The organism is Streptomyces nymphaeiformis (genome assembly GCF_014203895.1).
Taxonomy (GTDB): Bacteria; Actinomycetota; Actinomycetes; order Streptomycetales; family Streptomycetaceae; genus Streptomyces; species Streptomyces nymphaeiformis.
In genome coordinates this window covers 1-12,874 of the sequence record NZ_JACHJY010000013.1, presented here as the reverse complement: position 1 = coordinate 12,874, position 12,874 = coordinate 1, and the positions used below count along the sequence as shown (strand labels likewise).

General features: G+C 73.7%; 6 protein-coding genes. 1 reads left to right on the top strand and 5 read right to left on the bottom strand.

Translation table 11 applies throughout. The features are described 5' to 3' along the window. Positions 1-265: 265 nt before the first annotated feature. A complete protein-coding gene (locus GGE06_RS36205) occupies positions 266-790 on the top strand; it encodes a hypothetical protein (RefSeq protein ID WP_246532954.1) in 525 nt (174 codons plus the stop codon). Positions 791-843: 53 nt separating this feature from the next. Here the strand turns inward: GGE06_RS36205 and GGE06_RS36200 are convergent, their stop codons facing one another. From GGE06_RS36200 to GGE06_RS36180, 5 genes are all read right to left on the bottom strand, one after another. Continuing rightward, positions 844-6,348, bottom strand: coding sequence for a condensation domain-containing protein (locus tag GGE06_RS36200; protein ID WP_184932774.1), 5,505 nt, complete (start codon positions 6,346-6,348; stop codon positions 844-846). Between the two features lie 116 nt (positions 6,349-6,464). Beyond that, on the bottom strand, positions 6,465-8,321 hold the full coding sequence (locus GGE06_RS36195) for a non-ribosomal peptide synthetase (protein WP_184932773.1): 1,857 nt from the start codon (positions 8,319-8,321) through the stop codon (positions 6,465-6,467). A gap of 8 nt (positions 8,322-8,329) precedes the next feature. Further along, positions 8,330-9,364, bottom strand: coding sequence for a TauD/TfdA family dioxygenase (locus tag GGE06_RS36190; RefSeq protein ID WP_116163283.1), 1,035 nt, complete (start codon positions 9,362-9,364; stop codon positions 8,330-8,332). A gap of 49 nt (positions 9,365-9,413) precedes the next feature. Continuing rightward, positions 9,414-10,199 carry a thioesterase II family protein gene (locus tag GGE06_RS36185; RefSeq protein WP_184932772.1) on the bottom strand — a complete coding sequence of 262 codons (786 nt, stop codon included), beginning with the start codon at positions 10,197-10,199 and terminating at the stop codon, positions 9,414-9,416. A 71-nt stretch (positions 10,200-10,270) separates the two neighbouring features. Further along, positions 10,271-12,874 (bottom strand): non-ribosomal peptide synthetase (locus GGE06_RS36180; RefSeq protein ID WP_184932771.1); only part of this gene is annotated, 2,604 nt, incomplete at its 5' end.

Here is a 12,874-nt window from a genome sequence, read left to right as displayed (position 1 = left end):
GATCGGCACCCGGGTGAGGGCGGACGTGGTCACCGCGCCGGGAACCGGATGCCCCGGGGTTCCTCGTCCAGGAGGAGCCCGTTGGCCAGGCAGCTGATGGTTCGACACCAGCCGATCAGTACGAGGAGTCGGAACAGTGCGAGGGGCTCGTGGGACGTGCCGGGCCCACTCGGCGGTCAGGTGCGGGTCCATGACCGTGTGACCGCCCTTGCGCACCGCCGGCTGCGATCTCGTTCGCCCGGCGTGCTGGACGATGCTGGTCGGCATGCCGTCGACACACGCGTTGACCCACTGGGACAGCCCCTTCGTCAACTTTCGGGACTTCGCGTTCCCCGACGGGCAGGGGCACGGCTACCGATGGGTCCACATGAAGCGCTTCCGCCTGTCGGCCGGTGCGCCGGATGACCGGAACCTGCTGACCGCCCTGCTCGCGCATCCGGAGTTCCGGGACACGTACGACGGGGCCGGCGTCTGGTCCGAACCACGCCATGGACAGTGGTGGGCGGACCGCATCACCCCGGACACCTACCTGCCCGTCGACGACGCGACCGCCACCGGTGTGATCCGCTCATGGGCCGCCGCCGGCGTCGGCGTCCCCGCCGATCTCGCCGACCGGCTGCAGGAAGCGGTCTACACACCGATCCACCAGGCGACGAGCCGGTACGTGCTGGGGCACCTCCCCGACGATGCGCACCACGACTACGGCCCCCTCCATGTCGAGTTCCACGAACTCGTCCTCGTCGACCGCCACACAGGCGTCCTCACCCTTCTGGTCGCCGCCGACGACTGAATACGGCGGCGACCGCAGCGGCCGGCCATCGCGACGGCTGCGAGGCGTGGGCCTCAGTGGGGGCGGCGGGCTCCCGCTGCCGTGCGGCGGCGCAGGGTCGGGGCGGCGGACGGGCGGGGCGTCCCCGTGGAACGGTCCGCGGGCGCGGCCGTCTCGGACAGGCGGCGGGCGAGGGTCGACGCCGTCGGGTTGCGGAAGACGTCCCGGAGCGTGAGGTCCTGGCCGAACTCGGTGCGGATGCGGTTGAGGAGCCTGACCGCGAGCAGCGAGTGCCCGCCCGACTTGAAGAAGTTGTCGTCGCGGCCGACGGGACGTCCGCCGAGGACGTCCCGGAAGACCCCGAGGAGCTGTTCCTCGCGGCTGTCCGGGCGGCCCGCCGCCTCCGCCTCGGCAGGAGCCTCGGCGTGCTCGCCGGGCGCCGGCAGCCGCGGCACGGCGACGACGCGGACGGGCGCCAGGTACTCGGGCAGCCGCTCCGCGGCCCAGCGCCGCAGCGTCGTCTCCTCGGCGCCGCCGGGCAGCCGGGTGACGTAGGCGTACAGCCGGTCGTCGCGGACGGCGACGGCCGCCCCGGTCACGTCGGGATGCCGGCCGAGCACGTCCTCGACCCGGCCGGGCTCCACCGGGTAGCCGCCCGCGGTGAGGGTGGCGACGGGGCGCAACGTCCCGTCGGCCGAGGCGTAGGCCCTGCGCCCGCCGGCACGCAGGCCGCCGCCGGGGGTCCGCCGGTGGACCTCGCCGGGTACCCGTACCGGCGCGGGCAACCCCCGCTCGTCGAGGACGACTTCGCGGCTGCCGGGAGCCGCCGGGCGACCGTACGGCGTCGCGGAGATCGCCGTCGACGGGTCTGCGGCGAGTGTGTCGAGGGTCTCCGTCAGACGCTCGGCCAGGAGCGCCGCGGTGTCCGCGTCGTACAGGGCCGTGGCGTACTCCAGGGCCCCCCGCAGACCGGCCGGCGCACCGTCCGCGTCGACGAGTTCGGTGAGCGCGAACGTGAGGTCGGACTTGGCGCCCACCGCGCTGAACGCGACCGGTTCGCCGTCGAGGACGGACGGGGCCCCGGTCCCGGTGGCCGCCGCGTGGACCTGGAGCATCACCTGGACGAGCGGCGCGTGGGCGGCGGAGCGGTGCGGGCTGAGGTGTTCGACGAGGCGGTCGAAGGGGAGGTCCTGGTGGCTGTAGGCAGCGAGCCCGGACGTGCGGACCCGGCGGACCAGTTCGGTGAAGTCGGGGTCGCCCGAGGTGTCGGCGCGCAGGACGAGCGTGTTGACGAAGAAGCCGACGAGCGGGTGCAGGGCGTCGTCCGCGCGGCCGGCGACGGTGGTGCCGATGGCGATGTCGGTGCCCGCGCCGTGCCGGGTGAGGAGGGCGGCGAGGGCGGCCTGCACGACCATGAAGAGGGTGGCGCCGCCGCCCCGGGCGCGGCGCAGCAGGGCCTGGTGGGTGGCGGCGCTCACCTCGAAGGCGGTGAGGGCGCCGGCTCCGTCGCTCTCGGCGGGCCGCGGCCGGTCGGTGGGCAGGGCGAGGAGCGGCGGCAGCCCGTCGAGGGCCTCGCGCCAGTGGGCGAGCTGTTCGCCGGCGACGCCGTGTTCGCCGTCGAGGAGGTCGTTCTGCCAGAGGGTGTAGTCGGTGTACTGGACGGGCAGCGGCTCCCAGTCGGGTGCGCGGCCCTCGGCGCGGGCGCGGTAGGCGGTGTCCAGGTCGGCGAGGAGGCAGTTCGTGGACCAGCCGTCGCCGGCGATGTGGTGGACGAGGAGCACCATGGTCTGCCCGCCGCCGCCGTCCGTCACCAGCCAGGCCCGGAAGGGGATCTCGGCGGCGAGGTCGAAGACGTACCCGGCGGCGGCGTCGACGGCCGCGCGCACGGCCTCCGGGCCGTCTGCCGTGACCTCCTGGAGGACGGGCGCCTCACCGGTCAGCACCTGCTGGTACGGCTCGCCGTCCGCCGTCCGGTAGACGGTGCGCAGCACTTCGTGCCGGTCGGCGACGTCCGCCAGGGCGGCGGCCAGGACGGCGGGCTCGACGGGGCGGTGCAGCCGGGTCACGACGGGGATGTTGTACGTGGCGCTGGGACCTTCGAGCCGGCCCACGAACCAGAGCCGGAGCTGCGCGGCGGACAGCGGGACGCGGGCGGGGCGCAGGGCGTCGGGGACGGGCCGCAGCGGGGGCCGGGCGGGCCCGTCGCCGTGCTCGCCGAGGCGGCGGAGCAGCTGCCGGGGAGTCGGGGCGAGGAAGACGTCACGGATCGCGGCCTGGAGGCCGAGGGCTCCCCGGATGCGGTTGGTGAGCTTGCCGGCGAGCAGGGAGTGTCCGCCGAGCTTGAAGAAGTTGTCCTCGGGCAGCACCTCGTCCCGGTCGAGGACCTCGGCGTACAGGCCGCGGAGGATCTCCTCGCGGGGATCCGCCGCGGCACCCGCACCCGCCCCCGTCCCCCGCCCGTCCCCGGAGGCGGCGCGCCGCCCCTCGGCGAGGGCGCCGGCGAGCGCGTCGTGGCGGCGGTCGAGCCCCCGGCGCTCCTCGACGGTGAGCAGGTCGACCCCGCTCAGCGGTGTGTCGTCGGCCCGCTCGGCGAAGGCCGTCAGGGCGCGCTGGAAGAGGGCGAGGAGGATGCGCGCGGTGTCCTCGTCGTACAGGTCCGTCGCGTACTGCAGCCCGAGCAGCACTCCCCCGGGTTCGCCGCCGGTGTCGTGCGTCTCGACGCAGTGGAAGGCGAGGTCGAACTTGGCTCCGGCGAGGTCGGCGCCGTCGGCCGTGCCGGTGATGCCGCCGAGGCGGACGGCCGTGTCCTGGGCGGTCTGCGCGCTGACCATCACCTGGAAGAAGGGGTGGCGGCCGAGGGAGCGTTCGGGGTTGAGGTCCTCGACGAGGAGGTCGAAGGGCAGGTCGTCGTGGGCGAAGGCCGCCAGGTCCCCGTCCCGCACGCGCCGCACCAGTTCGGCGAGGGTGGGGTCCCCGGACAGGTCGGTGCGCAGGGCCAGGGTGTTGACGAAGAACCCGACGAGGTCGTGCAGGTCCTCCTCGGGCCGGCCCGCGACCGCCGTGCCGACCACCACGTCGTCGCCCGCGCCCGCCGCCCGCAGGGCGACGGCCAGGGCGGCCCGGACGACCATGAAGAACGTGACCCGCCGGCCGCGGGCGACCGCGGCGATCGCCTTGTGGACCTGGGCGTCGAGCTCGGCCGTCACCACCGCGCCCCGGTGGCTGGGTTCGGTCAGCCGGGGCCGGTCGGCGGGCAGTCGGGTCTCGTCCGGGATCCCGTCGAGGGCCTTGCGCCAGTAGCCCAACTGGCCGTCCAGGATGCCGTGTTCGCCGTCGAGGAGCTCGCGCTGCCAGAGGGCGTAGTCGGCGTACTGGACGGGCAGCGGCTCCCAGTCGGGTGCGCGGCCCTCGGCGCGGGCGCGGTAGGCGCGGTCGAGGTCGGCGAGCAGGGCGCCCACGGACCAGCCGTCGGTCGCGATGTGATGGATCGAGAGGACGAGCACCGCCGTCCCGTCCGCGACCCTGAACAGCCTGACCCTCATGGGCAGTTCGCGGGTCACGTCCAGCGGAGTCCCGGCGAACTCGGTCGCCCGCGCCTGCGCGTCCTCCGGTGCGGCGCACTCCTCGACCTCGACCCGCACCTCCGGAGCGTCGAGGACACACTGGTACGGCTCTCCGTCCCGTACCGGATAGACCGTCCGCAGCACCTCGTGACGGCGCATCACATCCCGTACGGCCGCCTCCAGGACGGCCGTCGCGGGCTGGGCGTCCAGGGTGAGCACCATGGGTGCGTTGTACGCCGACGAGGAGCCTTCGAGCCGGTTGAGGAACCACAGCCGGCGCTGGGCGTACGACAGGGGGACCGGGTCGGGGCGGTGGGCGTCCGGCACCGGCCGCAGGGCCGGGCGGCGGAGGCCGCCGCCCGACTCGCCGAGGCGGCGGAGCAGCTGCCGGGGAGTCGGGGCGAGGAAGACGTCCCGGATCGCGGCCTGGAGGCCGAGGGCTCCCCGGATGCGGTTGGTGAGCTTGCCGGCGAGCAGGGAATGCCCGCCGAGCTTGAAGAAGTTGTCGCCGGAGCGCACGTCGTCGCGGTCGAGGATCTCGGCGAACAGGCCGTTCAGGATCTCCTCGCGGGGGTCCGTCACGGAACGGGACCCTGCGCTCTCCTGCCGGTTCGCGGTGCGGGTCCGTGCCGCCTCGGAGAGGGCCCGGTGCCGGCGGTCGAGGGCGGTGCGCTCGTCGTCCGTGAGGAGCTGGATCCGGCTGAGGGGGGTGTCCGCCCGTTCTTCGGCGAAGGCCGTCAGCGCGCGCCGGAACAGCGTGAGCAGGAGGCGCGCGGTGTCCTCGTCGTACAGGTCCGTCGCGTACTGCAGCCCGAGCAGCACCCCGCCGGGCTCGCCGCCCTCGTCGGGGGTCTCCTGGCAGTGGAAGCTCAGGTCGAACTTGGCGGTGGCCAGGTCCGCGTCGTCGAGGACGGCGGGGACGGGCCCGAGCCGGACGGCCTCGTCCGACTGCCTCGACTGCGTGCTCAGCATGACCTGGAAGAACGGGTGGCGGCCGAGGGAGCGTTCGGGGTTGAGGTCCTCGACGAGGAGGTCGAAGGGCAGGTCCTCGTGCGCGAACGCGACCAGGTCCGTCTCGCGGACGCGGTCCACGAGCGCGCCGAGGCCGGGGTCGCCCGACAGGTCGGTGCGCAGGGCCAGGGTGTTGACGAAGAACCCGACGAGGTCGTGCAGGTCCTCCTCGGGCCGGCCCGCGACCGGTGTGCCGACCACCACGTCGTCGCCCGCGCCCGCCGCCCGCAGGGCGAGGGCCAGGGCGGCCCGGGCCACCAGGAAGAACGTGCCCCGCCGGGCGCGCGCGAGGGAGGTGAGGGCCCGGTGGGCCCGGGCGTCCAGCTCCGCCGAGACCACCGCGCCCCGGTGGCCGGGCTCCGTGGGCCGGGGCCGGTCGGCGGGCAGCCGCGTCTCGGCCGGGATGCCGTCCAGGGCCTTGCGCCAGTGGGCGAGCTGCTCGTACGCGGTGCTGTCGGGGTCCTCGGGGTCTCCGAGCATGTCCCGCTGCCACTCGGCGTAGTCCGCGTACTGGACGGGCAGCGGCTCCCAGCCGGGGGCGCGGCCCTCGACGCGGGCACGGTAGGCGGCGTCGAGGTCGGCGAGCAGGCAGCCCACCGACCAGCCGTCCGTGGCGATGTGGTGCACGAGGAGCACGAGGACGGCCGTCCCGTCGTCCACCTTGAACAACCGCGTCTGGAGGGGCAGTTCGCGCGTGACGTCCACGGGGATCCGGGCGAAGACCGTCGTCCGGGCCGTCACGTCCCCGCCCGCGCCGCACTCCTCCACCTCGAAGCGCACGTCGGCGTCGTCGAGGATCTCCTGGTACGGCTCCTCGTCCCGGGCCGGGTACACGGTCCGGAGCACCTCATGCCGCTCCACCACGTCCCGTACCGCCGCTTCGAGCGCCACCGGGTCGGGCATCGATGCAAGGCGGAGCACCACGGGGGCGTTGTAGGCCGAGGAGGAACCCTCGAGCCGGTTCATGAACCACAGGCGGCGCTGGGCGTAGGACAGGGGGATCACGGTTGCTGCTCCTCGTGTGTGGCGGGGGCGGGCGGGTGGACCGGCGGCAGGCACGGCGGTCGTGGTGGGGACGGCGGCGCCGGCGTGGCGCGCGGTGCTCGTGGCGCGGACCGCGGTCAGGCATCCTTCGCGGCCAGCAGCTCCTCGATGTGGGCGGCGAGGTCGCGCAGCCGCGGGTGGGAGTACACGGCCTTGACCGGGAGTGCCACGGACAGCTCGATCCGCACGCGGGAGACGAGCTTGATGGCGAGGAGGGAGTGGCCGCCGAGCTTGAAGAAGTTGTCGTCCGGGCCGATGGCAGCGGTGCCGAGGACCTGCGTCCAGACGCGGGCGATGAGCTCCTCGGCACGGCCGTTCAGGCCGTCGGTGCCTTCGCCGCCGGGGGTCTGGGGCTCGGTATCCGGCGACGCTTCGAGGCGGGTGGGCAGCGCGGACCGGTCGAGCTTGCCGCTGGGCGTCGTGGCGAACCGCTCCACCGCGACGAACGCGCTCGGCACCATGTAGGCGGGCAGGCCGTCGGAGAGCGCGGCCCGCAGGGCCGCGGTGTCGCCGCCCCGGTGGTAGGCGATCAGGCAGGCCGTGCCGCCGGCGTCCTCGCCGAGGACGACCGCCGCCTCGGCGACACCGTCGATCCGGGTGAGGGCGGCCTCGATCTCCGGGAGTTCGATGCGGTGTCCGCGCAGCTTGACCTGGCCGTCGGCGCGGCCGAGGTAGACGAGCCGGCCGTCGGGCAGCAGCCGGCAGCGGTCGCCGGTGCGGTACATCCGCGCGCCCGTGGAGTCGGCGACGTCGGCGACGAACCGCTCGGCCGTCAGTCCGGGCCGGCGCCGGTAGCCGCGGCCGACGCGCGGCCCCGCGAGGTACAGCTCGCCCGACTCCCCCGGCCCGACCGGCGCGAGGTTCTCGTCGAGCAGGCGCATCCGGAGCCCCGGCAGGACCGTGCCGATGTGCGGCTCCCCCGGCTCGTCGATCCAGCCGGCGGTGGCGTCGACGGTGCACTCGGTCGGCCCGTACACGTTGAGCGCGCGCAGCAGTCCGGACCGGTGGGCGGCGACGAACCGGTCCCACAGCGCCGGGCTGATCGCCTCGCCTCCGACGAGGAGGGTCAGGGGGCGCGGGCCGCCGCCCTCCGTCAGCAGGTCGAGGAGCGGGTCGGCGTGCGAGGGCGTGATGTCCAGGTCGGTGAGGGCCTGCTCGTCGACGAAGGCGGCGAGCAGGGACGGGTCGCGGCGGGTCTCCTCGTCGATCATGACGAGGGTGTCGCCCCGGCAGAGCCGCGTCCACTGCTGCACGGAGGCGTCGAACGACGGGGAGGCGTTCCAGCCGACCCGGCGTCCCTCGCCGGTGGCGGCGCCCGCCGCCTCCAGCTCCTCCAGGAGCAGGGAGGCGGAGGCGCGTCCGATCTCCACGCCCTTCGGGCGACCGGTGGAGCCCGAGGTGTAGATGACGTAGGCGAGGGTGTCCCCGGTGACGGGGACGGGAGAGTACGGGGCCGGGGCACCCGGGGCGGCGGCGGTCAGCTCGGCGACGGTCACGGCGCGGGCGCCGGGGGCCGGGGAGCCGTCCGTGCCGTCCACGACCACCAGGTCGGCGCCGGAGTCCTCGACGAGGTAGCGGCGGCGGTCGGCGGGCAGGGCGGGGTCGACCGGCAGGTAGGCGGCACCGGCGGTGAGCGTGCCGATGATCGCGGTGACGAGGGCGGCGCTGCGCGGCAGGCAGAGCGCCACGACGCTCTCCGGTCCGACGCCGAGGGCGTCGAGGCGCCCGGCGATCACGGCGGCCCGGGCACGCAGCTCGTCGAAGGTGAGGCGCTCGTCGCCGGAGACGACGGCGGTGCGCCCGCCGGGGGCGGCGGCGAGCCGGGCGAGGAGGTCGGCCGGACCGGTACCGGCGGCGGCGCAGGCGCCGCAGACGCAGGCTGCCGTGGAGCAGGCGAGGGGGGAGGCGGTGCGCTCGGGGAGGACGGCGGTCATGGCGGGGCTCACCTTCCGTACAGGGTGGTGGAGGGGGCGGTGGTCGGGGAGCAGTCGGCGAGCCGTACCGGCTCGCCCATGGCGACGAGGATCTTCCGGTCGCCGGTGTACGACTCCCGGCCGTGCGCGCAGAGGATGTTGTCGACGAGCATCAGGTCGCCCGCCTGCCAGCTCTCCCGCAGCGTGACCGCCTGGTACACGTCGTTGATCGCGTCCACCTCGGCGTCGGTGAGGGCGGTGCCGTCGCCCAGGCGGGTGTCGAAGGGCAGTCCGTCGGCGCCGAACGTCTCGGTGAGGACCTCGCGGACGTCCTCGTCGAGGCTGCGGGCGTTCCAGAAGGCGAAGTGGTTGAACCAGGACCGCTCGCCGGTCACCGGGTGGGTGATGATCGCGGAACGGCGCTGGCGGGTGCGCAGGGTGTCCTCGTCGAGCCACTCGTAGCCGATGGCGTGGGCGTCGCAGTACTCCTCCGCGCCCGCGGGGTCCTCCGAGGAGAAGGCCTTGCGCCACGGCATGCCCGCGAGGTCGGAGTAGTTGCGCACGAGGAGCCAGCCGGCCTCGGCGAAGCGGGCGACCAGGTCCTCCGGCAGCATGGCGAGGGCCCTGCGCATGTCGCCGACGGTGGTCGCGCCGCCGGTCTGCGGGGCGGTGACGCAGCCGAAGAGCAGCACGCCGGGGAAGTCGAGGGTGTAACTGTTCTCGTTGTGGAGGCGGATCGGCTGGGCGGCCGGAAGGTCCGTGGAGGAGAACACCCCTTCGCCGAAGTCGGTGCGGGGGGTGGCCTTCTCCTTGTATCCGGCGCGCTGGGCGATCAGCGCGTCACGCGCCTCGGCGAACGTCGCCGCGTCCGTCATCGGAAGCCCGCGCAGCATGACCGCTCCTGAGCGGTGCAGTTCGGCCTGGATGGCCGGGAGCCGGGCCGACAGCCAGGCGGTGGCCTCCGCCATGGTGTCGAAGGCGGGCGTCTCGACGAGGGCCGGCTTGCCGGGCTCCCGGACGACGGTGAGGCCGGCGGCGGCCGGGCGCTGAGCGTACGTGGTCATGGTGGGCTCTCCTCGTGATCCCTCGGGGGGCAGGTCTGTTGACGGTCGGTCAGGCGTTGCTGGGGGCGGAGGCGTGCAGGGTCTCCAGGACCGGGTTCAGGCGGGCGAAGAAGCCGGGGAGGTCCTGCTGGAAGTAGAAGTGGTCGCCGGTCAGCACCTGGGGCACGACCGGGTGCCCGGCCACGAGGGACCAGCCGTCGAGCATGTCGACCGGGACGATCGGGTCGACGTCCCCGCCGAACACCGCGACCGGGCAGTCGAGCCGCACGGCCGGGGCGGTGCACCGGTAGGCGTCGTCGATGGCGAAGTCGGCCCGGATGGACGGCAGGACGATCTCGCGGAGCTCCTCGTCGTCGAGGATTCCGTCATCGGTGCCGCCGCGCTCCTTGATGGCCGCGACCAGCTCGTCGTCGTCGAGCCGCTCCGGGTGCACCGGGCACTGGTTCGGCAGCACCGGCGCCCGGCAGGCCGAGGCGATCAGGCCCTGCGGGGCGCGGCCGACGGCCTGGAGGGCGCGGGTCACCTCGAAGGCGACCAGGGAGCCCATGCTGTGCCCGAGCACCACCAGGTCACCCGTGTCCGCGGGCAGGGCCTCGACCACGGGCAGCGCCAGGTCGTCGACGGACTCGGGCAGGTCCTCGCTGAAACGGGCGCCTCGGCCCGGGTACTGCCCGATGAGCAGTCGCACGTCGGCCGGGAGGTGCTCGCGCCAGGCGCTGTACGCGTGCGCGTTGCCTCCGGCGTGCGGGAGCACGAGCAGCGACAGGCGGTGCGGCAGGTCGCCGGGCAGGTCCCAGACGACGTCCTCGGGGGCGGGGGTCGGGGAGGTGGTCATCAGCTGATCCGTTCTGTCGCGGTGGCGGTGATGATCTGGGTGTCGGCGTCGGCGTCGGCGCCGGGCTCGGCCTAGGCGACCGGCTCGGTCTTGGTGGCCGGCTCGGTCCTGCTCCGGCGGCGGAGGGCCGGACGGGCCTTCTTCGCCGGCGCGGCCTTCAGGGACTCGATGTGCTCGGCGAGCCGGGCCGGGGTGGGGTGCTGGAAGACGTCGCGGATGGTGAGCCGGATGTCGAGTGCCCCGGCGATGTGGTTGGTGAGGCGGGCACCCAGGAGGGAGTGGCCGCCGTGGTGGAAGAAGTCGTCGTCGATGGTGAGGTCGGCGGTGGTGTCGAGGGTGCGGGCGAAGAGGGCGAGCAGGGTCTCTTCCAGCGGCGTGCGCGGGGCACGGCCGGTGGAGACGAGGGGGCCAGGGGTGGGCAGGGCGCGCTTGTCGACCTTGCCGTTGGGGGTCAGGGGCAGCCGCTCCAGGACGATCACGTGCGTCGGGACGAGGTGATCGGGCAGCCGGTCGGCCACGTGCCGGCGGATCTCGTCCGAATCCGTCTGGCGGCTGGTGACCACGTAGGCGGCGAGCTGCTCGTGGTGGACGGTGACGACGGCCTGGGTCACGGCCGGATGGGTCAGAAGCGCGGCCTCGGTCTCACCGGGCTCGACACGGAAACCACGGATCTTGATCTGATCGTCGGCCCGACCGTCGTAGTGAAGCTGACCGTGCCGGTCGAAGTGGGCCAGGTCCCCCGTTCGATACAGCCGGTCGGCATCCGACGCGAACGGGTTCGGTACGAACCGGGTGGCGGTCAGGTCCGAGCGGCCCAGGTATCCGTGAGCCAGACCCTCACCCGCCAGATACAGCTCGCCGGTCACTCCCGGCGCGCACAGGTTGAGGTGGGCGTCGAGGACGTAGGCGGCCTTGTTCACCAGCGGCGCGCCGACCGGAATCACCGCATGGGGCTCGCCACCGGGCTCGACCGTGTGCGTGGTCGTGAATCCCATCGACTCGGCCGGCCCGTAACCGTTGACGACCCTGATGCCCGGCTTGAGCTGCTGAAGCTTGTGCACATGCGCCGGGGAGGCCGCCTCGCCGCCGGTGAAGGCGACCGTCACCGAGTCGAAGGCCTCCGGGTGCTCGTCGACCAGGAAGTTGAACAGACTCGCCGACAACTGAAGCATCGTCACCCCGTGCTTACGGGACAACTCACCGATCAGCACCGGCTCCGGCCGCTGCCCCGGCTGCAACACCGTCGCACCGCCGTGCAACAGCGCACCCCAGAACTCCAGGCTGAACGCATCCCACGACACCGGCGAGCACTGCAGGAACACCTCGTCCGGACCGAAGTGACCGTACGACTGACCCGACACCGTCGACACCAGATTCCGGTGCGACGACAGAATCGCCTTCGGCCGACCCGTCGAACCCGACGTGAACATCAAGCAGGCGGGGTCGTCGGGGCCGAGCGGCAGGCCGAGGTTGCCGGGGTTGCGGGACAGGAGTTCGCCCGGGGCCTCGGTGTGCGTCTGCCACGGTCCGTCGACGCGTCCCGCGAGGGCGGGCGCGGTGACGAGGTGGCTGATGCCGGCGTCGGCGGCCGCAGAGCGCAGACGCTCGTCCGGGAAGTCCGGGTCCAGGAGTGTGTACCCCGCCCCGGCCTTGACCACGGCGATCAACGCCGCCGCGAACTCCACCCCGCGCTCCAGCAGTACGCCCGCCATGTCGCCTCGGCCCAGGCCGTGGGCCCGCAGGTGGTGGGCCCACCGGTTGGCCATCGCGTTCAGCTCCGCGTACGACACCTCGCGGTCGCCGTCGAGCAGGGCCGTCTTCTCCGGACGGAGGGCCACCTGCTCCTCGAACCGCTCGACGAGGGAGGCATCGCCTGCCTCGGCGACGGTCCCCGCCCAGGGTCCGGTCAGCAGCTCGCGTTCCGAGCCCGAAAGGACCTCCAGGGAGGAGAGCGGAAGGGCGGGATCGTCGAGCACCTGGGCCAGCACCTGGCCGAGCACCGACGCCATGCGGCGTACCGAGTCCTCGTCGAACAGCTCGGACGCGAAGAGGATCGCGCCGTGCAGACGCCGGCTGTCGTCCGAGCGGAGCAGGAACTCGAGGTCGAACTTCGCGGCCCCGTTCACCAGTCCGGAAACCTCGGCGGTACGGACGCCGGGCAGGCGAAGCTCCGGAACGGCGCCCACTTCGAGGCCGAGGCAGATCTGGAAGAGGGGGTGGCGCGAGAGGCTCCGGGTCGGGTTGACCGCTTCGAGGACCAGATCGAAGGGCGCCTCCTGGTGCGCGAAAGCATCCAGGTCCGCCGTACGCACCCGTCCCAGCAACTCGCGGAAGCTCGGGTCACCCGCACTGCTCGTCCTCAGGACCAGCGTGTTCACGAAGAACCCGACCAGATCCTGCAACGACCGCTCACCACGACCCGCCACCGGCGTACCGATCGCCAGATCGGACCCCGCACCCAGCCGCGTCAGCGCCGCGACCAACGCCGCGTGCACCACCATGAACGGCGTGCACCCCTCCGAGCGAGCCAGGACCGCGATCCGCTCGAACAGGTCCGCACCGAGGTCGAGCTCGACCTGACCGCCCTGATGCGAGGCCCTGGCCGGCCTCGGACGGTCAAGATTCAGCCCGTGCTCCTCCGGCAGGCTCTCCAGGGCTCCCCGCCAGAAACCCAG

Excerpts from the sequence above, each read along its gene's own strand:
- GGE06_RS36205 (WP_246532954.1), top strand. The coding sequence starts at position 266 with ATGCCGTCGACACACGCGTTGACCCACTGGGACAGCCCCTTCGTCAAC.
- GGE06_RS36195 (WP_184932773.1), bottom strand. The coding sequence starts at position 8,321 with ATGACCGCCGTCCTCCCCGAGCGCACCGCCTCCCCCCTCGCCTGCTCC.
- GGE06_RS36190 (WP_116163283.1), bottom strand. The coding sequence starts at position 9,364 with ATGACCACGTACGCTCAGCGCCCGGCCGCCGCCGGCCTCACCGTCGTC.
- GGE06_RS36185 (WP_184932772.1), bottom strand. The coding sequence starts at position 10,199 with ATGACCACCTCCCCGACCCCCGCCCCCGAGGACGTCGTCTGGGACCTG.